At 68.7% G+C, this 24,001-nt stretch carries 23 protein-coding genes and 2 pseudogenes; 12 read left to right on the top strand and 13 right to left on the bottom strand.

All coding sequences use genetic code 11. The annotated features are described in order from the left end of the window. Nucleotides 1-145: 145 nt before the first annotated feature. On the top strand, nt 146-1,132 hold the full coding sequence (locus RLT59_RS22650) for a helix-turn-helix domain-containing protein (protein ID WP_311305085.1): 987 nt from the start codon (nt 146-148) through the stop codon (nt 1,130-1,132). Then, nucleotides 1,129-1,698 (top strand): peptide deformylase, encoded by a 570-nt coding sequence (locus RLT59_RS22645; RefSeq protein ID WP_311305084.1) that lies wholly within the window; start codon nt 1,129-1,131, stop codon nt 1,696-1,698. The genes RLT59_RS22650 and RLT59_RS22645 overlap by 4 nt, the downstream gene beginning before the upstream one ends. 61 nt (nt 1,699-1,759) lie before the next feature. Here RLT59_RS22645 and RLT59_RS22640 read toward each other — a convergent pair whose 3' ends face one another. Then, complete coding sequence (locus RLT59_RS22640) at nt 1,760-1,924, bottom strand: hypothetical protein (RefSeq protein WP_311305083.1); 165 nt, start codon at nt 1,922-1,924, stop codon at nt 1,760-1,762. A gap of 51 nt (nt 1,925-1,975) precedes the next feature. On the opposite strand from RLT59_RS22640, the gene RLT59_RS22635 reads away from it, so the two are divergent. Beyond that, nucleotides 1,976-3,064, top strand: a complete 1,089-nt coding sequence (locus RLT59_RS22635; protein WP_311304418.1) for an IS630 family transposase — start codon at nt 1,976-1,978, stop codon at nt 3,062-3,064. On the opposite strand, the gene RLT59_RS22630 is transcribed toward RLT59_RS22635, so the two are convergent. The 3 genes from RLT59_RS22630 to RLT59_RS22620 all read right to left on the bottom strand — a co-directional run bounded on the left by RLT59_RS22630 (nt 3,053) and on the right by RLT59_RS22620 (nt 4,933). Next, nucleotides 3,053-3,586 carry a hypothetical protein gene (locus RLT59_RS22630; RefSeq protein ID WP_311305082.1) on the bottom strand — a complete coding sequence of 178 codons (534 nt, stop codon included), beginning with the start codon at nt 3,584-3,586 and terminating at the stop codon, nt 3,053-3,055. The genes RLT59_RS22635 and RLT59_RS22630 overlap by 12 nt on opposite strands. Next, entirely contained in the window at nt 3,583-3,990 is a 408-nt protein-coding gene (locus tag RLT59_RS22625) for a hypothetical protein (protein WP_311305081.1), read from the bottom strand. Before RLT59_RS22625 ends, RLT59_RS22630 begins: the two co-directional genes overlap by 4 nt. Nucleotides 3,991-4,219: 229 nt before the next feature. Beyond that, nucleotides 4,220-4,933, bottom strand: a complete 714-nt coding sequence (locus tag RLT59_RS22620) for a hypothetical protein (protein ID WP_125613605.1) — start codon at nt 4,931-4,933, stop codon at nt 4,220-4,222. Nucleotides 4,934-4,990: 57 nt separating this feature from the next. Between RLT59_RS22620 and RLT59_RS22615 the strand changes: the two genes are divergently transcribed. Next, nucleotides 4,991-6,079 carry an IS630 family transposase gene (locus RLT59_RS22615; RefSeq protein ID WP_311304418.1) on the top strand — a complete coding sequence of 363 codons (1,089 nt, stop codon included), beginning with the start codon at nt 4,991-4,993 and terminating at the stop codon, nt 6,077-6,079. 570 nt (nt 6,080-6,649) lie between these two features. Here RLT59_RS22615 and RLT59_RS22610 read toward each other — a convergent pair. The 3 genes from RLT59_RS22610 to RLT59_RS22600 all read right to left on the bottom strand — a co-directional run bounded on the left by RLT59_RS22610 (nt 6,650) and on the right by RLT59_RS22600 (nt 10,732). Next, entirely contained in the window at nt 6,650-7,984 is a 1,335-nt protein-coding gene (locus RLT59_RS22610) for an NAD-dependent succinate-semialdehyde dehydrogenase (protein WP_311305080.1), read from the bottom strand. Between the two features lie 148 nt (nt 7,985-8,132). Beyond that, entirely contained in the window at nt 8,133-9,251 is a 1,119-nt protein-coding gene (locus RLT59_RS22605) for a zinc-binding dehydrogenase (RefSeq protein ID WP_311305079.1), read from the bottom strand. Further along, entirely contained in the window at nt 9,251-10,732 is a 1,482-nt protein-coding gene (locus RLT59_RS22600) for an APC family permease (protein ID WP_311305078.1), read from the bottom strand. The genes RLT59_RS22605 and RLT59_RS22600 overlap by 1 nt, the downstream gene beginning before the upstream one ends. Before the next feature lie 179 nt (nt 10,733-10,911). On the opposite strand from RLT59_RS22600, the gene RLT59_RS22595 reads away from it, so the two are divergent. Further along, nucleotides 10,912-11,553, top strand: coding sequence for a TetR/AcrR family transcriptional regulator (locus RLT59_RS22595; RefSeq protein ID WP_311305077.1), 642 nt, complete (start codon nt 10,912-10,914; stop codon nt 11,551-11,553). A gap of 75 nt (nt 11,554-11,628) precedes the next feature. After that, nucleotides 11,629-11,938, top strand: a pseudogene (locus tag RLT59_RS22590) (flavoprotein); the annotation flags it as partial. Between the two features lie 486 nt (nt 11,939-12,424). Here RLT59_RS22590 and RLT59_RS22585 read toward each other — a convergent pair. Next, entirely contained in the window at nt 12,425-13,090 is a 666-nt protein-coding gene (locus RLT59_RS22585; protein WP_311305076.1) for a hypothetical protein, read from the bottom strand. Nucleotides 13,091-13,189: 99 nt separating this feature from the next. Here RLT59_RS22585 and RLT59_RS22580 point away from each other — a divergent pair, with 99 nt between their 5' ends. From RLT59_RS22580 to RLT59_RS22570, 3 genes and pseudogenes are all read left to right on the top strand, one after another. Next, nucleotides 13,190-13,762, top strand: coding sequence for an N-acetylmuramoyl-L-alanine amidase (locus RLT59_RS22580; RefSeq protein ID WP_311305075.1), 573 nt, complete (start codon nt 13,190-13,192; stop codon nt 13,760-13,762). A gap of 41 nt (nt 13,763-13,803) precedes the next feature. After that, a pseudogene (locus RLT59_RS22575) lies at nt 13,804-14,082 on the top strand (FG-GAP repeat protein); the annotation flags it as partial. Nucleotides 14,083-14,212: 130 nt separating this feature from the next. Beyond that, nucleotides 14,213-14,674, top strand: a complete 462-nt coding sequence (locus tag RLT59_RS22570) for an FG-GAP repeat protein (RefSeq protein ID WP_311305074.1) — start codon at nt 14,213-14,215, stop codon at nt 14,672-14,674. A 141-nt stretch (nt 14,675-14,815) separates the two neighbouring features. Here the strand turns inward: RLT59_RS22570 and RLT59_RS22565 are convergent, their stop codons facing one another. From RLT59_RS22565 to RLT59_RS22550, 4 genes are all read right to left on the bottom strand, one after another. Continuing rightward, complete coding sequence (locus tag RLT59_RS22565) at nt 14,816-15,193, bottom strand: winged helix-turn-helix domain-containing protein (protein WP_311305073.1); 378 nt, start codon at nt 15,191-15,193, stop codon at nt 14,816-14,818. Further along, a complete protein-coding gene (locus RLT59_RS22560; protein WP_311305072.1) occupies nt 15,190-15,708 on the bottom strand; it encodes a hypothetical protein in 519 nt (172 codons plus the stop codon). Before RLT59_RS22560 ends, RLT59_RS22565 begins: the two co-directional genes overlap by 4 nt. Before the next feature lie 211 nt (nt 15,709-15,919). Next, complete coding sequence (locus RLT59_RS22555) at nt 15,920-17,728, bottom strand: DUF8823 domain-containing protein (RefSeq protein ID WP_311305071.1); 1,809 nt, start codon at nt 17,726-17,728, stop codon at nt 15,920-15,922. Nucleotides 17,729-17,965: 237 nt separating this feature from the next. Further along, nucleotides 17,966-20,446: a D-alanyl-D-alanine carboxypeptidase gene (locus tag RLT59_RS22550; protein ID WP_311305070.1), complete on the bottom strand. Its 2,481-nt coding sequence runs from the start codon at nt 20,444-20,446 to the stop codon at nt 17,966-17,968. A 194-nt stretch (nt 20,447-20,640) separates the two neighbouring features. Here RLT59_RS22550 and RLT59_RS22545 point away from each other — a divergent pair, with 194 nt between their 5' ends. The 3 genes from RLT59_RS22545 to RLT59_RS22535 all read left to right on the top strand — a co-directional run bounded on the left by RLT59_RS22545 (nt 20,641) and on the right by RLT59_RS22535 (nt 22,941). Next, a complete protein-coding gene (locus RLT59_RS22545; protein WP_024491270.1) occupies nt 20,641-21,363 on the top strand; it encodes a GOLPH3/VPS74 family protein in 723 nt (240 codons plus the stop codon). 263 nt (nt 21,364-21,626) lie between these two features. After that, a complete protein-coding gene (locus RLT59_RS22540; protein ID WP_311305069.1) occupies nt 21,627-22,496 on the top strand; it encodes a type II toxin-antitoxin system RelB family anti-toxin in 870 nt (289 codons plus the stop codon). A 238-nt stretch (nt 22,497-22,734) separates the two neighbouring features. After that, complete coding sequence (locus tag RLT59_RS22535; RefSeq protein ID WP_024491268.1) at nt 22,735-22,941, top strand: DUF397 domain-containing protein; 207 nt, start codon at nt 22,735-22,737, stop codon at nt 22,939-22,941. A gap of 160 nt (nt 22,942-23,101) precedes the next feature. Here the strand turns inward: RLT59_RS22535 and RLT59_RS22530 are convergent, their stop codons facing one another. Beyond that, nucleotides 23,102-23,965 carry a hypothetical protein gene (locus RLT59_RS22530; protein ID WP_311305068.1) on the bottom strand — a complete coding sequence of 288 codons (864 nt, stop codon included), beginning with the start codon at nt 23,963-23,965 and terminating at the stop codon, nt 23,102-23,104. Between the last annotated feature and the right edge of the window lie 36 nt (nt 23,966-24,001).

The raw sequence follows: 24,001 nt of genomic DNA, 5'->3' as shown, positions 1-24,001 counted from the left end.
TGCGTCGCCTCCCTCGTCTGCCCGGAAGGGTCGTTCCGGGTCGGTGAGGGAAGGAAACCGGCGACGCGGGCCGTGACGGGATGATGAACTGGGATCACTCACGGTTCATTCATGCTCACTGATCATGACGCGGGGGCGACCTTCGATGGACGCACAAGGCGAGGAGACCACCGCCGAGCAGGCGGCCGAGAACTTCGCGGCCGAGCTGGCTCGCTGGCGGGAGGTACGCGGCATGTCCAAGCGGGCATTAGCGCGAGCCATGGGCTTTGATCCGTCGTACGTCAGCCACATGGAGTCCGGCCGCCACAAGCCCACCGAGGAGTTCGCCCGACTCTCTGATGAGACCTTGAACGCCGGGAAGGCGATCTGGCGCCGCTGGCGCGACTACGAGCAGGCCAAGGTCAGGGAGACCCGGATGGTCCGGCGCCCGCCCGGGGCCGTGCCGGCCCCACGACGGCCCGAGCAGCCGTACGCCACCGGCTCCGCCCTCGTCGTCGAACACGACACCGCCCGCCTCCAGTACGACGGTCACTCCTACCGGCTCACCATGCGCCGGCTGCTGCGGAACACCGGCACCGAGCCGGTGACCCGCTACCTGATCCGCATCTCCGTCGACCGCTACCCCGGCGACCCGGAGCGGTCCAACGCCCACTACCGGGCCCACCCGCTCACCTGGGACGAACTCGACCTCACCGCCGCTTGTCGCGGCGAGATGATGCGCTGGCAGGCCAAGCACGACCGCGACGCCTTCAAGGAGATCTGGCTGCTGTTCGACAACGAACACGGCCGCTTCCCGCTCTATCCGGGCGAGTCTGTGTGGATCGAGTACGCCTACACCGTAGGCGACGAGAAGTGGGGCAACTGGTTCCAGCGAGCCGTACGCCTGCCCACCGAGCAACTGGAAGTCCAACTCGTCTTCCCCGCTGACCTCGACCCAGTGGTCTGGGGCACCGAGACGTCCATGACCGCCGAAGCATCCCCGCTGCGAACCCCACCCGTCCGCAGTGACGCCGACGGCCTACGGCAATTCACCTGGATCACGGCCACACCCGCCCTGCACGCTCGGTACCGTTTGGAATGGCGGTTCCGAGCCCGGCCCGAACCAACCACGGATCAAGGGGAGTTCAAGTGATCGACGTGCGACCCAGCCAGCAGATGCGAGACCTCGGGGTTGTCCAGCAGGGTGCCGCCATCCTCGCGGAACCGGCCCGCCCCTTCAATCTGCCCACCGAGCGCGACGAGGCCGAGCGCGTCGTGGACGACCTGTTCGCCGCCATGGAGCGGATCGGCCAAGTCCACCCCTTCGCCAAGGGCATGGGCCTCGCGGCCCCACAGATCGGTATCGCCCGAGCCGCCGCCGTCGTCCAGCCGCCCGGTAATGCCCCGGCGATCATCCTGCTCAACCCGAAGATCACCGCCCGCTCCGACGAAACAGACGAGCAGTACGAGGGCTGCCTCAGCTTCTTCGACGTCCGCGGCCTCCTCCCCCGCCCCCTGAAGATCACGGTCGAAACCGCCGCCCTGAGCGGCGAGACCTCCACGATCACGTACGAGCTCGGCCTCGCCCGCCTCATCCATCACGAGATCGACCACCTCAATGGGCTCCTCTATACCTCCCGGATGCTGCCCGGAGTCGAACCGATCCCCGTGGACGAGTACCGGCAGACCGGCCGGGCATGGGCGTACGAGGAAGCCTGACTACCCCTCATGGACTGAGTGCTGAGCACGGCGTTCACTTCAGTGGCGCAGGCTGAGCGGCTCAACGGTTCACCAGATAGAAGATGAAGGCTGCGCCGATTCCGAGGCCCCAAAAGAATGCGATGGCTCGCGCCCGGTGGTCGGGAAGGATCTGAGGTGGAGGTGGTGTCACCGTTGCCTCGATCCGCTCGGCCACGCCATTAAGTGCGGTCCCTATTTCCTCCATCCGACCTAGTGTCCTGAGTCGTTAGTTCGCGTGCGGTTGTAGAGTGTGGCGATGCCTGGTCCGAAGCCGTTGTCGCTGGAGCTATCCGATCACGAACGCAGCGTGCTGCGGGGCTGGTTACGCAAGCAGACGGCGTCGCAGGCACTGGTGCTGCGGTCGAGGATTGTGCTGGCGTGTGCAGAGGGCCGGTCGAACGCGCGGGTCGCGGACGACCTGGGTGTCTCGCGGGAGACGGTGCGCAAGTGGCGGTCCCGGTTCGCCGCGGACCGGCTGGAGGGTCTGGTGGACCGGCCGCGTTCGGGTGCACCGCGGAAGATCACGGATGAGCAGGTCGAAGCCTTGGTCGCCAGGACGCTGGGCCAGAGCCCACCAACAGGCGATTCGCACTGGTCGACACGTTCGATGGCCCAGGCCCAGGGCATGTCGCAGTCGGCCGTCTCGCGGATCTGGCGGGCGTTCGGCCTCAAGCCCCACATCGTGGAGACGTGGAAGCTGTCGACCGATCCGCAGTTCGTGACCAAGGTCCGTGACGTGGTGGGCATTTACCTGTCGCCGCCGGAGAACGCGCTGGTCCTGGCAGTGGACGAGAAGTCGCAGATCCAGGCCCTGGACCGAACCCAGCCCGTCCTGCCGATGGCACCGACTACGCCGGCGAAGATGACGCACGACTACGTCCGGCACGGCACGACCAGCCTGTTCGCCGCCCTCGACATCGCCTCCGGATCAGTCATAGCCCAGCACTACCGCCGCCACCGCCACCAGGAGTTCCTCCGCTTCCTGAAGGTCATCGACGCCGCCGTCCCCAAGGACCTCGAACTTCACCTGGTCCTGGACAACTACGCCACCCACAAGACCGAACCGGTCAAGAAGTGGCTGCTGCGGCACCCCCGCTTCCACCTGCACTTCACCCCCACCTCGGCGTCCTGGCTCAACCTCGTCGAGCGCTGGTTCGCCGAGCTGACCTCCCGCAAACTCCGCCGCTCGGCCCACCGCAGCGTCATCGAACTCGAACGCGACATCCGCCGCTGGATCAACGAGTGGAACAAGAACCCCAAGCCGTTCGTCTGGACGAAGACCGCCGACGACATCCTCGACACACTCGCCGCATACTGCACACGAATTAACGACTCAGGACACTAGAGGCTTGTCCCTGTTCTGCAATCTGTCCATGTCCCTGACCAGTTGATCCAGGGAACTTAGACTGCCCTCAAGACGCGTGACCAAGCCGTTGAGGTCGTCGCGGCCTCGCGAGCTGACGGTGTCCTCGAAGCGACCAACAACCCTGTTGAGCTCGTTGAGATCGAGCTGCTTGGACACCTTGTCGAAGGTGTCTGCGGCGTGGGAAACCTGACCTGCGACGTCCTCGTTGATGCTGTGGCTCGCGCGCATGAGAGTGTAAGCGACGTCTTCATTGATGCTGCGCGCCGCCAGCGCGAGCAAGCTCGCGGTATCGGGGGAGATCACCCCGTCGTCCAGAGCCTCTTCAAGCAGCTCGGCCAGGGCGGGGGAATCCTTAGAGATCTTCCTGAGCAGCGCTTTGGTCTTCGCATCGACCGCCTCGATGCGGATCTCGCCGTGGTTGTCACGACCGACGAAGGCACCGTCTCCGTGGTTGTGCTGCTCAGTGATGTGCCGTTCCGGCTCCGGAACGGCGGACGTCACTGCTCCTCCTGCCCATCGACACGGATAGTCCCGTGGTTGTCGCCGCCGATGAAAGTGCCGCGCCCATGGTTGTGCTGAGATCCGATGTTGACCGTCTTCGTGCCGGACGGCGTCGCAGAGCGCAGCGCCTCGATGTCCCCGAGGGCCTCGGGGTAGGCGGTGAGGAACGCGGTCAGCACGCTGCTCCACTGAGCAGTGACCTCGGCCTGGGTAACCCGGCGCTGTTCCAGCGCCTCGGCGTGCTCATCAAGTGCACGTAGCGCATGGGACTCTTCCTCCGCGGTCCCGCGCCGGAAAATCGCAGAGACCCGGGTGCGCAGGACGTCGGCCCGACCTTGAAGCAGGTAGGCGAGAACGTTGCTGGCGGCGCCGGTGGCGACGGCTATCGCTGCTGCGTCAAGCATGGAAGACCCCCGAGATAGATGCCAAGCACGGCGCTACGCGTGTCCGTGACGGATAGATAGTCCCTCGCAACAGAGCCCAAGAACCGACGCTCTTGAGTAACCGTCCACCATTTCCCGGTAGTTGTTTGGAAAGCATCCCTCTGAACGGCGGAATCACTGCGGATCGGCCACGAACCACGCCCGCTGCAGCAACTCTGACGATCGGAGCACAGCGGAGAGGCACGCACCGTCAGGGGCAGGATGCGCAACCGGCGCAGAGTGGCCACAGTCTGAGCACCTCCGGGCGCGTGCCATCAAGGTGCACAACGGACATGCCCTTGGAGTCTGTCACGGTGAGCCGGAGGATGCCGTCGGGCCTTGTGATGTTCATGCCTATCTCGATCGTCGCGTCCGAATCAGGTCGAAGAAGGACGGGTTCATCACTGGTGGCCAGGGCTGCCCAAAGAGAGAGGTGCTGCGGCACCTCTCCGGACTGCCGTAGGTCTGCGAGGAGGCCCGGAATCGCTCCGCTTGACGGGAAACCATCCTTGGCCTTCCATGTCAGCCCCGTGTAATGAACGCGAGGATGGTGGCACATCAGGACCGTTTTGATGAGCCACCGAGACAGCGAAGCGATATCATTCCGTGATGACGTGAATATCATGCGGCCTTGGAGCAGCTTCGGCAGGTGCTCGGCGGCTGGCTTCTCAAAGGTCTCGTTCAACCACTGGTTACACGAGACGCAACAAGGCACACGGATGGCGCTGAGACTGTTGTTCAGCTTCCTGGCCTCATTCTCTCTGCGCCCCTGGTAGGTCGCGGCGTACATGTCGTACGCCTCACCAAGCACGAGGTCGTTGGCATCACCTAGGAGCTTCAGCAGCTGCTCGGGCAGCGCGTGCTCGCCGGTGGCCTTCTTCACCTGAGCCGGACAGAGGGCACAGGTGTGCTTCTTCGCAGACACGCGTCAAAAGCCTAGTGTCCTGAGTCGTTAGTTCGCGTGCGGTTGTAGAGTGTGGCGATGCCTGGTCCGAAGCCGTTGTCGCTGGAGCTATCCGATCACGAACGCAGCGTGCTGCGGGGCTGGTTACGCAAGCAGACGGCGTCGCAGGCACTGGTGCTGCGGTCGAGGATTGTGCTGGCGTGTGCAGAGGGCCGGTCGAACGCGCGGGTCGCGGACGACCTGGGTGTCTCGCGGGAGACGGTGCGCAAGTGGCGGTCCCGGTTCGCCGCGGACCGGCTGGAGGGTCTGGTGGACCGGCCGCGTTCGGGTGCACCGCGGAAGATCACGGATGAGCAGGTCGAAGCCTTGGTCGCCAGGACGCTGGGCCAGAGCCCACCAACAGGCGATTCGCACTGGTCGACACGTTCGATGGCCCAGGCCCAGGGCATGTCGCAGTCGGCCGTCTCGCGGATCTGGCGGGCGTTCGGCCTCAAGCCCCACATCGTGGAGACGTGGAAGCTGTCGACCGATCCGCAGTTCGTGACCAAGGTCCGTGACGTGGTGGGCATTTACCTGTCGCCGCCGGAGAACGCGCTGGTCCTGGCAGTGGACGAGAAGTCGCAGATCCAGGCCCTGGACCGAACCCAGCCCGTCCTGCCGATGGCACCGACTACGCCGGCGAAGATGACGCACGACTACGTCCGGCACGGCACGACCAGCCTGTTCGCCGCCCTCGACATCGCCTCCGGATCAGTCATAGCCCAGCACTACCGCCGCCACCGCCACCAGGAGTTCCTCCGCTTCCTGAAGGTCATCGACGCCGCCGTCCCCAAGGACCTCGAACTTCACCTGGTCCTGGACAACTACGCCACCCACAAGACCGAACCGGTCAAGAAGTGGCTGCTGCGGCACCCCCGCTTCCACCTGCACTTCACCCCCACCTCGGCGTCCTGGCTCAACCTCGTCGAGCGCTGGTTCGCCGAGCTGACCTCCCGCAAACTCCGCCGCTCGGCCCACCGCAGCGTCATCGAACTCGAACGCGACATCCGCCGCTGGATCAACGAGTGGAACAAGAACCCCAAGCCGTTCGTCTGGACGAAGACCGCCGACGACATCCTCGACACACTCGCCGCATACTGCACACGAATTAACGACTCAGGACACTAGCGACCCGCGTGTCTGCGTAGTAGCAGATTCCCAAAGAGCCGTGCCGGGTGGCCCGCCAGGCGGGCGCTCGCGCGGAACAGATTCAGCACACATGAGGCCGGGAAACCCCGTGAACACGTGAGAACTACGGAGGGGAGTTTCCCCAGGCCAGACACCCCTCAGTCGGCGTTTCCGCAGGTCACAGCCCCGTCCAGGGAAAACTCCTAAAGCGGGTGTCGCAGGTTCGAATCCTGCCGGGGGCACAGCGCATTACCGCTCTGACCTGGGGTTTCTCCCCCAGGGAGGAGTCTTGCTCGGCCTCGGACCTCTCGTCCGGGGCCGTTTGCGTGAGCGGACACGGGAGTCGCCTCCCCCATCCGGCCCCCACGCATCAACACCATCCAGTACGGGCTCGTGAGCCTCGCCGGGCTGGGCGCCGGCCCAGGACCGAGGGTCCTCTTGGATGTCCTTCAGGCCGCCACCGGCCATGTGAAAGGCGGGCGCTAGAGTATTCCTGCGCCCGCCCGGCAGACACCTCACGGTGGGCTGTCCGATGAGGGGGCACGGCCCCGGGCCCGCCCCCGCCTATGCCTACGCCACCGTGCGGATGAGCTTCTTGTTGACGAACTCCTCGATCCCCGGGCGGCCGAGCTCGCGGCCGAAGCCGGAGCGCTTGATGCCGCCGAAGGGCAGCTCGGCGCCCTCGGCGCCGACGCCGTTGACGAACACCATGCCTGCCTCGATGCCGTCGGCGACGCGGTCGGCCTGTGCGGGGTCGGTGGTGAAGACGTACGAGCCGAGGCCGTACGGGGTGTCGTTGGCGATCCGCAGCGCGTCCTCCTCGTCGGCGGCCCGGAAGACCATGGCGACCGGGCCGAAGAGCTCCTGGCGTGCGGTGGTGTGCTCGGTGGTGAGGCCGGTGAGGACCCCGGCCGGGAAGTGGGCGCCGCTGCGTTCGCCCTCGGTGTGCAGCGTCGCGCCTTCCGCGACGGCGGCGGCCACCTGGCGCTCCAGGGTGTCGGCCGCGGTGACCGAGGACAGGGGAGCTCCGGACTGGCGGGCGAGGAGCGCGGCGGTGAACTTCTCGACGAACGTGTCGTAGAGAGCGGAGGTGACGATGAACCGCTTGGCCGCGTTGCACGCCTGGCCGGTGTTGTCGAGGCGAGCGGACACGGCGGCGTCCACGACGGAGTCGAGGTCGTCGGTGGACAGCACGATGAACGGGTCGGAGCCGCCCAGTTCGAGGACGACCTTCTTCAGGTGCCGCCCGGCGATCTCCGCGACGGCGGCACCGGCCCGCTCCGAGCCGGTCAGGGACACGCCGTGGACGCGCGGGTCCGCGATCACGTCTGCGATCTGCTCGTTGGAGGCGTACACGTTGACGTACGCGCCGACGGGGAACCCGGCCTCGGTCACCAGCCGCTCAAGCAGTGCCGCGGTGGCAGGGCACTGCGGGGCGTGCTTGAGGACGATGGTGTTGCCCAGGGCGAGGTTCGGGGCGGCGAACCTGGCTACCTGGTAGGCGGGGAAGTTCCACGGCATGATGCCGAGCAGGACACCCACCGGGCCGCGCCGGATGACCGCGCGACCGGGGCCGGAGGTGACGGAGAGCTCCTCGTCCGCGAGGAACTCCTCGGCGTGGTCGGCGTAGTAGTGGTAGATGTCGACGCAGAAGTCGATCTCGCCCTCCGCCTCTTCGAGCGGCTTGCCCATCTCGCGCACGATGCCCGCTGCCAGTTCGGCCCGGTGCTCCGCGTGCAGATCCCCGAGCCGGCGCAGAAGCGCGGCGCGCTCGGCCGCGGAGGTGCTCCGTCCCCAGGCGGTGGCCGCGTGGGCGGCGTCGACGGCCGCGGTCACCTCGGCGTCGGTGGCGGTCGGGTAGGTCTGCGTGGTCGTGCCGGTGGACGGGTCGGTAACGGCGTACATCAGGTCTCCAGGGGGTGTGGGGAGAAGGGGGGCGGGGGTGGGGCGCCGGTCTCGCTCGCGGGTGTGCCGCGAGGCCGACGTCGCGGATCCTAGGGCCTGTCGTCGAACTGCCGTCGTTGCCCGGAGGGCGGCAGTTCGACGACAGGCCCTAGGGTTCCAGAATGGTGCGGGCCCCCACGGCGGACTTGAGGTCCTCGAAGGCGGCGGCCGCTTCGTGGAGGGGGCGCACCTTGCCGATCAGCTCGTCCAGCGGCAGCCGGCCGGCCAGGTAGAGGCGGGCCAGCTTCGGGATGTCGATCGCGCCGACGCTGGAGCCGTAGTTGCAGCCGAGGATGCGCTTTCCCTGGTCAGCGAGGTCGAAGAGGTTGAACGCGCCCGTCGCCCCGTCGGCGGCCATGCCGACCAGGACGGCCGCCCCGCCGGAGGTGAGCATGTTCGGGAGGGTCTCGATGACCTTGGGGCTGCCGATGGCCTCGAAGGCGTAGTCGACCCCGCCGAGTTCCTCCTGGCACCAGGCGGCCACGTCGGTCGTGGCGGCGTCGAGCGTGTGGGTCGCCCCGAACCGTTCGGCGGCGGCCAGACGCTCGGGCGAGAGGTCTACGGCGATGATCGGATCGGCCCCCACCAGGCGCAGCCCCATCACCACGGACAGGCCCACCCCTCCGGCGCCGACGACGACCGCGGACTCGCCGGCCCGCACTCCGGCGGTGTTCAGGACCGCGCCGACGCCGGTGGAGATGGAGCAGCCCAGGAGGGCCCCGATGCCGAACGGCAGTTCGTCGGGGACCTTGACCACGGCTGATTCGGGCACGACGAGCCGGCTCGTGAACGCGCCGAGTCCCAGGAAGGGCCAGACCTCTTCCCCCCGGGCGTCGGTGATCGGTGTCGTGCCGTCGGGCAAAGTGTTCGCCACGGCCTGGGTGCCGGTGCACAGCCAGGCCATGCCTGCCAGGCACTTCCGGCAGCGGCGGCAGGGCGCGAACCAGGAGAGGACGACGTGGTCGCCCGCCTGCACCGCGCCGACGCCGTCACCCGTGTCCGTGACCACGCCGGCGGCCTCGTGGCCCATGACGAGGGGGCGGTCGCTGGGCCAGTCCCCCGTCAGGATGTGCAGATCGGAGTGGCACACCCCGGCAGCGCGGATGTCGATCTCGACCTCGCCCGGTCCGGCGGGCCGGTGGGAGATCTCGCGGGTGTGCAGTCCTGCGACGGGGTCGTAGACCAGGGCAGGGACAGGGGCGGTGGCGGTGGAGAGGTGCGCGGACATCAGAGAGCCTTGACTTCCTCGGTCGACTTGTTGGGGGAGAGCCGGGTGTGGGGTTTGGCGACGGCGACGTAGACCAGGCCGATGACGAGCAGCGCGGAGAAGACCAGGACCACGGCCCACACCTGGACCCAGCTGCCCGAGGGCGGGGCGAGTTCGGCGCGCGGCCAGGCGATGTTGACCGCCTCGAACAGCAGCCACACCACGGCGAACACGTTGATCACCAGACCGGCCCGGCCCAGGCGGAACTGTCCCTCCGCCGGATTCCAGCGGCCGCGGATGCGTGCGACGAGCGCGACGAGGGCGACCGCCAGGAAGATGAAGTAGAAGCCGCCAGAACCGAAGGAGATCAGCGTGGCCGCCGCGTTGCCGTTGAGCCCGAGCAGGAGGCCGAGCCCGGCGAGGACGGCCGTCACGGTGAGCGAGACCCAGGGGATCTGGCGCTCCCCGACCTTGGCGAGCTGAGCGGAGCAGGGCAGCTGGCGGTCCCGCGCGAAGGCGTAGACGGCCCGCCCGATGTAGGTCTGGATCGAGATGGCGCAGGCGAAGAACGCGATCAGGACGACGACGATGAACGGCTTACCGCTCCAGCTGCCCAGGCCCAGCGTCACCGCGTCGAAGACGGGGTCCACGGTCTTCCCGGAGACGGCGTCCTCAGGACGGCGCAGCGCGAACGTCACCGCGATCGAGGTCAGCAGCACCGTGAACGCCACGAACACGTAGGAGCGCAGCAGAGCCCGGGGCACGCTGCGCCTCGGCTGCTCGGTCTCCTCCGCGACCTGCGTGGTCGCGTCGAACCCGAGGAAGGCCCAGCCGGCCACGGCCAGACACGTCACGAACCCGGCCACGACGGAACCGCCGGAGGCGGACTCCGCGCCCAGGGTGTCGAAGAGGACGCTGAATCCGTGGTGGCGCGCGAAGAGCAGCAGGAACACGCTGACGGCGATGGAGACAACGCCTTCGGCGACGATGCCCGCGTTGAGGAAGTGCTTGACCGGGTTGACACCGAGCAGGTTGATGCCCAGGGCCACGGCGATGAAGACCACTCCGAGCAGCACATGGGTCACCGGTGACGGTTCCGAGTCGCTGAAGAGCATGTGCAGCCAGCTGGAACCGAGGTAGGCCACGGTGGTCAGGGAGGCGATGGCCGAGGCGAGATAGATCCACCCCACCAGCCAGCCCAGCCGGGGTCCGCCCAGCCGACGGACCCACTGGTAGACCCCGCCGGTGATCGGGAACTGCGAGGACAGCTCGGCGTAGACCGTGGCGACCAGCAGCTGCCCCAGGAAGGCGACGACGACCGCCCAGATCCAGGTGGGGCCGGCGAAGACGAACCCCAGCTGGGCGACGGCGTAGATGCCGACCACCGGGGAGATCGTCGCGAACCCGAGAGCGAACACGGCCCACGCGGACAGGGTGCGCTTCAGCTCCTGTTCGTAGCCGTATTCAGCCAGATCACCGGCATCGGCGCGGTTGTGGTCCACGTTCGTCTCCTGGCATTGCTGGGCGCGCGTTCGGCGGCGCTCACACGGTGGAGGTCGTCGTCGGCCTGCCGTTCTCATCCCGCTACGGGCTGGTACCACGGCAGCCGTTCGAGCGGCGATCCATTTATTGGCTGTAGAGCCAATTGTCATTTGGCTGCACAGCCAATAACATCCTCGCCATGACGTCAAGGGGTCCTGAGAGGCAAGTCCGCAAAGCGGCGGCCGAACGCCGACGCGAGATCGTGGCAGCTGCCGCGCAGGTCGGGCTCGAAGACGGCCTGGAGTGCGTCACCCGGCAGCGGATCGCCGACGGCCTCGGTGTGCAGTCCGGACTCATCCACCACTACTTCCCCGTGGTCGAGGAACTCGTGGCAGAGGCGTTCACCAGCGCCACCACGGCGGAGCTGGACGGCCTGCTGCCCGAGACGGCGGCCGCCGAGCCCGGGAGCGGCGAGCCCCTGGCCACCCTCCAGCGCTTCTTCACCCTGATCTCGGACACCGAGTTCGACAACGTGAGCAAGCTCTGGATCAACGCGCGGCACCTGTCCCGCTACCGTCCCGTGCTGCGCGACCAGGTCGTCAGCCAGGAGCTGCGCTGGTGCCACCGGATCGAAGAGATCATCACGCGAGGCGTACGTGAGCAGGCGTTCCGCTGCGAGGATCCGTGGGCGGCCGCCGTACGCATCCTCGCCGTCGTGGACGGCGCCAGCGCGTACATCAACACCAGCGGCGACCGGCGCATGGAGCCCCTCGCCAACCTTGGCCGCACACTCGCAGAAGCGGAACTGGGTCTGCCGGCCGGTGGCCTGCGCATGCCCTGACGGGTCACGCAGGTTCCGCAGGTCCCGCCGGGGACGCCACGGAGCCACACGGTGTGACTGGCTCGGCCCTTCGGGCTGACCGGGCACCCGGCGCGCTCGGAGTACAAGCTCCCCCGGGCAGCCGGACGTATGGCCCAAGGCGGACGTCACCCTCCTCGCCCCCGCCACCTTCAACACGATCAATCAGTGGGCCCTCGGGATCACATCGACGTTCGTCGTCGGCGTCGTGGCGGAGGGTATCGGCAAACGGATCCCGACGGTCGCGATGCCGTGTGTGAACGCCGCCTATGCGCAACACCCCCAGTTCGACACGTCGGTGGAGACACTGCGCACGGCCGGCGTGACGGTGCTCCACGTTCCGGACCGTGGCAGCTGGACCGGGTGATGAACCGATCGATTCGGCTCCGTGGCGGAAAACCCCAGCCCGATGTCAGAGCCGTCCGACAGAAAGGCCTTCCAGCCGCGGTCTCCACGTCACACCTGGTGGGATCGCGGCGCGAGTCTCGGCATCCCTGGGGGGACTGATGTTCAGATCACGGGCGGCCTGGGCCGTCATCGGCACCACCGCGATCCACTTGGCCGGTGTCCCGGTGGCGAACGCCGAGGCGACCAGCGGCTGACGCCACTTCTCGCAGGCCGCCGCGCCCAACAGCCGGGCCCGAATCGCCTCTTGGTGTGACGCTCCACGCTTCACAGACGCTGAACTCCAAGACTCACAAGAACACTTGCAGTACTCACGTGACCACGAATTGAACCAATGGGGTGGGGAATTGAACACGCGCAAGGAGCACACGCACAGACCACTGAGCCTGAGGAGACGGGCGCTCCTGACCGTCGGCGTCTTCGTCCTGAGCGGAGTGGGGTCGGCGGCCTACGCCGTCCCAGGTCCGGCCGGGAACGGGACGGCGGTCGACCACAAGGTGCGGTCCGCGGCCGTGCGTACGGTCGAGCTCGCCGGCCAGGGTGCCGGTCGCAAGGGGCTGCCGAAGCAGGACACCAAGGAGTACAGCGCCGCCCTGCTGACCTGGTCGGACCCGGACGCCAAGCTCAAGGGGACGGCCCAGAGACGTTCGAAGGCGGCCGGGACCGGTAAGTGGTCGGGCTGGCAGGCGCTGCCGGACGACCCCTTCTCCGCGGACGGCAAGGAGGCCGAGGACGCGGCGACCTGCGGCGGCGGCACCTCCGCGGTGTGGACCGGGCCCTCGGACGGTGTCGAGGTGCGGGTGGTCGCTACCGACGGCTCCGCCTCCGCGCTCCCGCCCGGCATGGACGTGAAGCTCCTCGATCCCGGCACCGACCCGACGGGCCGCGCCCCGAAGACCGTCGCGTCCGCACGAGCCGTCACGCCGGCCCCGACGGCAACTCCTGCCAACCCCGCGACCCTGACGACACCTCCCACCGGTCCCGCGACCCCGACGGCCCCGGCCACGCCCAGCGGGGCGGCGACGGTGTCCCCGGCGCCGACCGCTCCGGCTCCCCTGCCCTCGACCGTCGTCAAGCCGCCGATCATCGCCCAGGCCCAGTGGGGTGCCTCCACGGACTACGACGGCACGCCCGAATACGGTCAGGAGACAAGGCCGCCGTCATCCATCACACGGGCGTCGACCAGGACAACGGCGTCCCGTGCAGCCAGTCGATGGCCCGGATGCGGACCATCCAGCAGGAGCACTTCGCCCGCGGTTACTACGACATCGGCTACGACATCGGCTACGACTTCGTCGTCGACCGCTGCGGTCAGATCTTCGAGGGCCGCAGCGGCGGCATGGACCTCCCGGTGACCGGCGCCCACGACGTCGGCCTCAACACCAACACGGCCGGCATCTCGTACATCGGCAACACGATGACGCTGAAGCCGACCCGGGCAGGCCTGCAGGCCATTTCCCGGGTCGTCGCCTGGAAGTTCGGCATGTACGGCATCAGCCCGAGCTCCAACGTGACCCTGGTGTCCGGTTCACCGCTCGGCCAGGACGGCAACAAGGTCGCCGAGGGCGACTCGATCACACTGCCCCGGGTCTTCGGCCACCGCGACACCAACGCCACGCTGTGCCGCGGCGACGCCCTGTACGGCAAGCTGCCACTGGTCCGTACCCTCGCCGCCTCGCCCGGCATCTCGCACGCCCTCACCCGCTCGGACTTCGACGGTGACGGCGTGACCGACCTGGTCGCGGGGCTCCGCAGACGGGCAGCGGCGCCGGTTCGCTCACCGTAGTCCCGGGCGGCGACGACGGACCGGTCGCCTCCGCGGGGACGATCATCGACCAGAACAGCCCCGGTGTCCCGGGCAGCAGCGAGTCCGGTGACCTCTTCGGTGCGTCCAACACGTACGGCGATGTCAACGGTGACGGACACGGTGACCTCGTGATCGGCTCGCCCGGCGAGGACGACACCAGCGGCCACGCCGACTCGGGCCTGATCTCCGTGTTGTACGGCCCCGCGCTCAACACCGGCACGTCGTACGGAACGGCCACCGCGACCCGCGCCGCCGGTGAGCAGCTCGGCGCCTCCGTCGCCACGGGCGACTTCAACCGGGACGGTTACGCGGACGCCGCCGTCAACTTCCGTGACCCGAGCGGCATTTCCCGTGTCCTGTGGCTCAAGGGTTCGTCCGGCGGGCTGCAGCGCGACCGGCGCGATCACTCTTGGACAGGATTCCGCCGGTGTGCCGGGCGGTGGCGAGGCGGGCGACGAACTCGGCGCCTCCGTCGCCGTCGGCGACTACGACCTCGACGGGTACGCGGACGTCATGGCCGGATCCCCGAACGAGGACATCACCCGGGCCGGTGTGAGCCGGGTGGACGCCGGCGCGGTGATCCTCTTCAAGGGCACCTCCACCGGAATCTCCGGTACCGGCTCTGTCACCTACAGCCAGGACACGGCCGACGTCTCCGGTGACACGGAGTCCGGTGACCGGCTGGGTTCCTCCGTCCTCCTCCAGGACCTGTCCGGCTACGGCCGTGCGGACCTGGCGATCGGCGCGGACGGCGAGAACGCCGGCGACGGCGTCTTCCTCCAGCTGGACAGCGGCAGCGCGGGCATCTCCGCCAAGGGCGCCCTCTACTACGGCCGCTCCAACCTCGGCACCCCGGCGGCGGCCCACCTCGGCCAGACGCTGGCACCGTGATGCCGGGGCCGTCACGATGAGGCCCTGACAGCACGGACGATCGACGGAACGGAAGGGCCGGTGCCCGGCGGACAACCGCCGGGCACCGGCCTGCGTCGGTTGGGGGTGACCCGCGCGCGACGTCAGCCCTCGCGACGCCAGTCATTCGGGGGACGGCACCGGTCGCACCCTCGGCTCCTGCGCTTCCCGGGCGGTCGTGGCCGCTCCACTGGCCGTGGTCACGATGTTCTGGAGGGCCGCGACGTGGCCGGCCAGGGCCTGTTGGCCGGCGGGGGTGAGGGACAGCCAGGTCCGGGGGCGCTTGCCGACGTGCCCCTTGCGGACGTGCAGGTAGCCGGCGGCCTCCAGCGCCGACGCGGTCTTGCTGAGGACCGAGTCGGACACCTGGCAGCCGTCGCGGACGGCGGCGAAGTCCGCCTCGTCGCACGCGGAGAGAAAGGCGACCACGGCCAGCCGGGTCGAGTGGTGGATGGTCTCGTCAAGGGCGGCCCGCTCCCGTCCCGGCGGATCGTCCTTCACGCGAGCTCTCTCAGCGCGCGACCGATCGCCGCGTTACGGACGAGGCATACGCCCCACACCCCGAGCCCCGCTACGGCGAACGCCGTGATCCGGGCCGCAGCCGCCCCGGCCCCCGACGCCCAGCAGCAGCCGCCCGCCACCAGGCCCGCCGCCAGGACGGCCGGAAGCGCGACCCGGCTCCGGCTCAGGCGCGAGGAGAGGGAACGCGTCACCCGTACTCCCGCCGCCCGCCTCGCCGCCCGGACGAGCGCGAACACGGCCGCGAGCCCGAGGAGCGACACGAGAAGCGCCACCGCCGTCGCCCAGCCGCCCCTGTCAATGCTCCAGGCCTGCACCACGCTCGGCAGCACCAGCGTCACCGCTGCGGCCGGTCCGTACCACGCGGGAGCCAGCCCGGCCTTGAGGCGAGCCCGCTCCCTGGCGCTCTCCACACCTTTCAGCGCGTCCTCGGCGCACACCGTCGTCCCGCCACCGCCCTCCGGGAGCGCGGACTTGTTCTCCAGCGACGACGACATGGGCACACCGAATCCTTTCCGAGGACACACGACACGAGCGGCCTGACGCTTGCCGGGATGGCATGAACTTTCCGAGGTGGAAAGTTCATGCCCCTCCGGCATCCGCCCCTCCAGCGCCCGCCCCTCCGGCATCCGCCCCTCCGGCATCCGCCGCTCCCGTCAGCCGCCGCTCCCGGTCAGACCCCCGCTCCCGGTCAGACCCCCGCTCCCGTCAGCGCAGTTCTTCCGGGCACGGGGTCCCCGGCGACAGCTGGTAGGGCGCGCCCAGCCGGTACACACCGGCGCGCGGTGCCAGCAGTTCCGTCCACTCGTCGCCGTACTGGTCCTCTTCCAGCTTGATCAGGCAGCCGTTCGCGTTGACGAAGTCCCCGGGGATGTCCTTGTCCTCGCGGCGTTTGGACTCCTCCGTCTCCTGGGGCCGCTCCACGCTGCGGCCCTCCTCGTCGAGCACGGCGAGCCAACGCGAGTACGGGATGCGGATCAGCACCCGGCCCGCCTTCTTCACATGGATGGTCAGCTCCCCCGCACCGGCCTCGTCCACCGTCGCCGGCGGATCGGCCAGCGGCACCGGGCTGTCCACCGAGTAGAGCCGCCAGTTGGAGTTGGACCAGATCGGCTTCAGGTACGGCAGTCCCTTGCTGACCAGCTCCGCCTCCTGCACCGCGCCGCTGGAGTCGGGCGACCCCTGCGGCAGCACCACGTAGTGCACGGCCCAGCGGTCCAGCCACTGCCGGTAGTTCACGGAGTTCAGGGTGTCGTCGTAGAAGAGCGGGTTGCGCTCCATGTCGGCCTGCCGGTTCCAGCCGCGGGCCAGGTTCACCACCGGAGCCAGCGCGGATGCCTCCCGGTGGCTGTTCGGCGGGACCACCTCGACCCGGCCCCGTTCGGCACCGACCGTCTGGAGCTGGTTGACCAGCGGAGCCAGCGACCGCGCCCAGGACGCGTCGGGTGCGGTGCGGACTATGTCGTCCACGCCCTTGAACCCGGTCCAGAAGTTCAGCCCGGCGAACACGAGGACCAGCGCGTACCACTGCCGGGAGCGGGGCCGCGCGTACGGCAGCGCGGCCAGCAGCACCACCCCGGCGAACAGCATCGCCATCCGCGACACGTTCGAGCCGATCTGCGAGTCCACGACGTACGTCAGCAGCGTCCCGATGCCGTAGACCGCGGCCGCCGTCCGTACCGTCTTCCAGTCGCGCGGCACCAGGAAGAAGACCAGGGCCGCGAAGACGAACGGCAGCGACAGCGTCGCGATCGACATCGGCTGCGTACCGGAGAACGGGAACAGCCACGCGGAGAGCGCCACCACCACGACCGGCGCCAGCCCCAGCGCGTACGCACCGGGGCGGCGCTTGTTCAGGAACAGGGCCGCCGCGACCACACCGAGGAAGAGCCCGGCCACGGGGCTGCCGGCGGTCGCGAGTCCGGCCAGCGGCGCGGCGACAGCCGCCTTCGCCCACCGCTTGTACCGCCATCGGTACGGCCAGCAGAACACCGCCGCCACCGCACCGACCGCGAACATCATGCCGAGGCCGAACGTCACCCGGCCCGACATCGCGTTGCACAGGTACGCGAAGACACCGGCCATCGAGCACGCGATCGGATTGCGGACGGCCCGCACCCTGACCAGGATCAGCGCGGTCAGCCCCGCCGAGACCGTACCGACGATCATCATCGTCGTACGGACGCCGAGCACCGACATCAGGTACGGCGACACGACGCTGTACGAGACGGGGTGCATCCCCCCGTACCAGGCCAAGTTGTACGCGGTACCGGGGTGCCGGCCGACGAACTCGGCCCAGGCGTCCTGGGCCGCGATGTCGCCGCCGCTGTTCGCGAAGAAGAAGAACCAGAGGATGTGCGCCACCGCGGCCACCGCGGTCGTCAGGAGGACCGGATGGCGTGCGCAGCGCCGCTTGAAACCGTCGAACCGGCCGACGCCCTCCGGCACGGTCTCCCCGCCCGGCCCCCGCATCCGGCCTTCGCTGCTCTTCGCCCGTGTCGGCTCAGCAGTGGTCACTGCGACTCTCCCCGTCCTTCCCCGGACGCGGTGGAACCGCCGGCCTGCTTGCAGCGTGGGCGTCAGTGCCGGAAAACGCGTTCCGGGATACACGCGTTGCCCCTGGGACGCTAGCACGCAGCCTCTGACGTCGGCCGGAAAGGTTCCGGACCCCCTGTGCTCGCGTGAACCGCGTCACGTGAGCACAGGGGGCGGCGCCCGCCGGGGCTCGGCCTGTCGGCCGCCCCGCTCGCCGGATCAGCTGACGCGGGTCAGCTTCTGGCCGAAGCCCGGTTCCGTCAGGTCCTGCTGGAGGGCGACGGGGGCGCTCACCCGGCCGCTGCCCGTTCCCACCGTCACCATGCCGACCTCCGTGCCCGCCTTCATGGTGCGCGAGATCTCCTTGCCTTTACCGGCGACGGAGAGCTCCACCTTGAGTCCCTGCCAGCCCATCGCCTTGAGGTCCTTGGTCGCGACCAGCGGGGTGTGACCGCCGAACCCGTCGTCCACATATCCGACGACGTCGCCCTTGTGCACCGCCTTGGCGGAGGTCACGGCCGCCTGCGCGCCCTTGATCAGCTTGAGGCTGTCGGACAGTGACATCGCAAGGCTGTCGTACGGCTGGCCGGTTCCCGCCTGCTGCCCCATGACGGCGCCGTAGATCCACAGCTTCTTGCCGTCCACGATGGTGTTGGCCGACCAGATCAGATTGCCGCCCGCCGGGGTGGAGGAACCGGTCTTGATGCCGCTCACGCCCGGCTCCAGCAGGATGGTGTTGTTGTTGTAGATCGTCGTGTCGATGCCGTCGACCTTGATCTGCGGGGTGTCGACGATCCCCTGGAACACCTCGTTCTTCATGACGGCGGCGGCCAGCTTGAGCTGGTCGTCGGCGGTGGAGACGGTGGTCTTCTTCAGACCGCTCGGGTCCGTGTACGTGCTGTGGCTCATGCCGAGCTTCTTGGCCGCGTCGTTCATCTTGGTGACGAAGGCGGCCTCCGACGAGGCGTCCCAGCGGGCGAGGAGCCGCGCGACGTTGTTGCCAGAGGGGATCATCAGGAGCTGCAGCATCTGCTTCTCCGTGAACTGCTGCCCCTTGCTGATCGGCACCTTGGACTCGTCCTCCGCCTTGGACTCGTCCTCCGCCTGCTGATCGACAGTGATCTTCTCGCCCTCATCCTTGCCGGCGAGAGGGTGGCCCTGGAGTATCACGTACGCCGTCATGATCTTGGCGACACTGGCGATCGGCGCCGGCTTCTGCGCTCCCGTGGAGCCGAGCGAACCGACACCGTCCACGCCGACCGCCGACTGCCCCTGCGAAGGCCATTCGAGCTTCAGGTCCGCGCCCTTGAACGTGTACGTGGACTCCGCCGACATCACGAGCGCGGGCTCGGGCAGCGGACGCACCATCTGCACGATTGCAAACGCGATCAGCAGCAGGAGCACCAGCGGTGTCCAGATCTTGACCCTCCGCACCGCCGTGCGGACCGGGGTCTCCGGCGGCGGCGGGGTGTTCGTCAGCTCGGCCAGCAGGTCGAGCGGCGGCCTGGGCGGCATCGGCTGCTGCCTGGTCCGCTCGGCGCCACCGAGCGACACGTCACCGGGCGACACGTCACCGGGCAGCTGGGCGCCCCACGCGGGGGTGGTCCCCGGCCGGTCCGGACCGGACTCCGGGGCGGGCGCCCCGGGGCTGCGCGGCGCGGGGGCCGGCCGTACGTCGTCGGCGCGCAGCGGTACGAACTTGCTGGTCCGCTCCGCGGGGGACTCGGGCTCGGACTCCCGGGCGGAGTCCGGCCCCGACCCGGGCTTCGGCTTCGCGGCCGACGGCGGGTTGATCTTCAGCGTGGTCGTCGGCTGGTCGACGCGGGACAGCTTGGGCGCCTTGAAAACGGCGGTCGCCTGGTCGATACCGGGCTCCGCGTCGGACTTTGCGTCGGACTTTGCGTCGGACTTTGCGTCGGACTTTGCGTCGGACTTTGCGTCGGACTTGGGCTCTGCGGCGGAGTTTTCGTCGAGGTCAGGACCGGTTTTGGCCTCGGTTTCGGGCTCCGTCTCGGGCTCGGTTTCGGGCTCCGTCTCGGGCTCCGTCTCGGGCTTCCGCTCGGAGTCCGACGCAGTGTCCCCGCCGTCCTTGTCGGTCTCGTCGGACTCCTCGGACCCTGAGCTGGGATCGTCGGCTACCGCCACAGGCTCCTCGTCGGACGGGCCGCCGTCAGCCTCGCCGTCCGTCGACACCCAGGCGGCAACCGCCGCACGCAGCCGCGCATCGCCCTCCTCGGGCTCCGACTCCGACTCCGACTCCGACTCCGACTCGGGCTCGGACCCCGCCGCACCGCTCTCCGGCTCGGCAGCCGGCTTCTCCGGCTCCTCCACCGAATCCGCCGCATCGGCCTCCGCCGCGTCCGCCGCCCCAGCGGGCTCGTCGCCCTCCGCGGGCCCTGCGGGCTCCTCGGGCTCCTCCGGCTCCTCCGGGGCGCGCGAAGCGGCCTCAGGGGCGTCCACCTGGCTCCCAGGGCCTTCAGGGGCCTCCGCCGCGACCACGTCGGACTCGGCCGCGGACTCGCCGTCGGCCGGTGACTCGGACCGCTGCGTGCCGAAAACGGCCGTCGCCGTGTCCGTCCTGCCGCCGGACTCCGCCGGTGCGGCGGGTTCGCGGAACACCGAGAGCCGCGGATCGTGCTCGCTCCGAGCCGTTCCCGACGACTTCCGCTGCTCCGACTTGTCGGGGGACTCGCCCGCCACCGATGCCTCCTCCATGCGGCACGGGGACATCCCCGCGCTGTCCGAACCATCTACCAGTGTCCCGTGTGAACCCTCAGCTGGGCTGCTAGACGAGAACGACATACCTACTGGTTCCAGCACAAAGCACCCAGGCACCCTCGACAGACAGATGTGAGAGGGGTCACCCTGTCACTCATCCACGCGGGGAGGCATGGATGGGCAGGAGCCGCAGAACAATTCCGGAGGAGCTTCTGTTGCTCGCTCTGGACCCGACCACGGGTACCACAGCGCAGCCGCAGTCGCTCGACCTCGGCCTCGCCGGAGCCCAGCTAGTAGAGCTGGCCCTGGCAGGACGGATAGCCCCTGACGGGGATCGTATCGCCGTGGTGATGCCACGGCCGACAGGAGATCCGACTCTGGACTCCGCACTGGAACTGCTGCGCAGACGCGGCAGCCCGGTCCGGGCCGTCCACTGGATTGGCGGACCCCGACTGGGGCTTCGCCAGATTTACCTCGCTCATCTGGAGCGGTGCGGCATGGTGCATGCCGTGGCGGGCCAGATGTGCGGAGTGCTGCCGACAACTCGCTACCAGGCGACGGACACGGCAATCAGCCGGGACATCAAGGCCCGGCTGGACAGTGCGATCCGCACCGGCGTACCGCCGGACCCGCGGACCGCGGCGCTCGCCGCACTGGCCCACGCGGTCGGACTCGGCAAGCACCTGTACCCCGGGAACGAGGGGCGCTCTTCGCGCTCCCGGCTCCGGGATCTGATCAGACACGACCCGATGGGCGGTCTCGTGGCGCACGCCGTCATGGACGTCCAGAACGGGGCGGTCGCACAGCCGCGCCGCAACCAGGCGGCCGGCGTTCCGTTGCAACCGCAAGCACAGTCGCAGTCACGTCGCGACAGCATGGCGCACACCGCGGCCCACTAGGGCGGCACGAGCGCCGACGCAGCACCCGCACGGCAGCACCACCGCATCACACTGCTGCACGACGCATCACCGCAACAACCGAATACCGCCGCACCGACGTCCCCAAAGACCCGGTCCGGGAGCCGCACCAAGCGCGGGGCAGTCGGTACCACCGACTGCCCCGCGCCGCTGCGTGTGTGCGTTTTCCAGCGCGGCCGGGGCCGAGGGTGGCAATCTGCTGAGCAGTAGATACGCACAGCTACATAGCCGGAGGTGCCGTTTCCGTGCCGTCCAACGTCAATCCCACCGTCAGACGACGCCGGTTGGGTCAGGAATTGCGCCGTCTGCGCGAGATCAAGGGCATGACCGCAGAAGAGGTGGCAGAGCGACTGCTGGTCTCGCAGTCGAAGATCAGCCGCCTGGAGAACGGCCGCCGTTCCATCAGCCAGCGCGATGTCCGCGACCTCTGCGGGGTGTACGAGGTCGAGGACGTCCGGGTCGTCGAATCGCTCATGCAGATGGCCAAGGACTCCCGCCAGCAGGGCTGGTGGCATGCCTTCGGCGACATCCCGTACAGCGTCTACATCGGTCTGGAGACCGATGCCGAATCGCTGCGGGTGTACGAACCCCAGGTGATCCCGGGCCTGCTGCAGACCCGGCAGTACGCCGAGGCGCTGATCAAGGGCGCGTTGCCGGAGGCGCCGCAGACCGACATCGACAAGCGCGTGAGCGTCCGCTCGCGCCGCCAGGAGCGGATCAACTCTCCCGAGCACCCTCTGCGGCTGTGGGCGGTGATCGACGAGTCCGCGCTGCGCCGGCTGGTCGGCGACAAGCAGGTGATGATCGAGCAGCTGGAACGTCTGGTCGAGCTTTCGCACCTGCCGCACGTGACCGTCCAGGTGCTCCCGTTCGACATGGGCGCCCACCCCGGGATCAACGGGCAGTACGCCATCCTGGAATTCCCGGACGCCGCGGATTCCAGCGTCGTCTACATCGAGGGAGTCACCAGCGATCTCTATCTGGAGAAGGCGAATGACGTCCAGCTGTACAGCGTCATGTACGAGCACCTGCGGGCACAGGCCCTGAATGTGGAACAGACCCGGATCTTCATCGACGAGATCGCTAAGAGCTACACCCGGCTGGACCCGTCCTGAGCCCATTCCGAACCCGGCTGGACCCGTTCTGAACCCCGGAACGAGAGAAGAGAAGTGATGTGACGAGTGGGGCGGCGGCACGGTACACCGCCGCTACCTCGCAATGGAAGACCAGCATGGTATATGCCATCCGGTCGAGTGAATGGCCCCTTCACACAAGGAGCTTGGCGAGTAGCGTCGATCACGCCAGCTGAACATCGTTGGCGCCACTCACACAACTCTCTGAACCGGAGTGAACATGGCCATTCGTCAGGGTGCTACGGATAAGTGGACGAAGTCGTCGTATTCCGGGGGCAACGGCGCCTGCGTCGAAGTCAGGTCCCCTCTCGTGCGTGCTATTGCCGTACGTGACTCGAAGGTCCCCGAGGGCCCTTCGATCGGTTTCGTCCCCGGCGCCTGGAACGCGTTCGTGCGCGATGTCGCCAAGGGCGCGCTCGACGCCTGACCGATGAGTTCCCACGCTGTGTCGCCGCACCGACCCGGTGCTGCGGGTAGCCCTCTCGCCCGGTTCGCCGTCCTGGCCGAGGGGGCTCACCGCGAGGCCGTGGGAAGCACCACCGATGGACATCAGCGCAGCCGATGAACGTCAGCGCAGCCGATGGATGTCAGCGCAGCTGATCGACGTAGCGGTCCGTGCCCGGCACGGTCGGGATGAATGGCGCCACCAGCTCCACCCGCCCCAGGCCCGATTCCGCGACCGCCGCGTCGAGCCCCGTGAAGTGTTCGTCCCAGCACCGCCCCGGCTCCTCCTGGAGGAACCAGAGCAGGGTCAGCCGGGTGTCGACGCCCTCGACCTGCTTCACGTACGTCATCCGGTCGCCCGGCAGCGGCGTCGGCCGGAACACCGTCACCATCGCCGCGGGTGAACCGCTCAGCCGCTTCGGCAGATGCCGCGAGCGCAGCCACTCCAACAACTCGGCCCGCTGCTCGGGACCTTCGGCGTCGATCACCTCCAGGACCAGTCCGCGGTAGGGATGGTCGAGGGCGTGGAAGTCGCGGGGGCCCGCCGCGCCGTCCCGGTAGACCGTCGCCTCGTGGTCCTGGAACGCCGTGAAGACATGGGTGCGGTCCTGGTAGACCCGGCCGTCCCGGTTCAGCCGCTTGTTGATCCCGACGGTCCACTTCATGTGGTCGTCGTAGCGCCCCTCCGTCACCCAGTAAGTGGACAGGTAGCAGCCGGCGCCGACCGGTGTCGCGATCGCGGACTTCTCCGGGTACCGCAGCTCCTGGAGTTCCCGGGTGGCCACCCAGCGCCGCCCGGCGAACATCCACGGCATCGCCATCGCGCCCGCGTAGTAATGGTCGTCCTCGTACCAGCGGTTGTACGCGTACTCGTGCCCCGGGTGCGGTTCCACCATGGTGATCAGCGCGTGGCCGGGACGGACCCCGTACGGTCCCAGCGCGGCCAGTTCGGCGTAGGTCCCGCTCCGCGTCCCGCCCGCCGCCTCGTCCCGTGTTTCCTCGCTCATGCCGTTCCCCTTCCGTACTCCGCCGGAGCCACCTAC

It is taken from the genome of Streptomyces sp. ITFR-6 (assembly GCF_031844725.1).
GTDB lineage: Bacteria > Actinomycetota > Actinomycetes > Streptomycetales > Streptomycetaceae > Streptomyces.
Note: the sequence above shows the minus strand (reverse complement) of the source record. Positions and strands in the feature narration are given on the sequence as shown.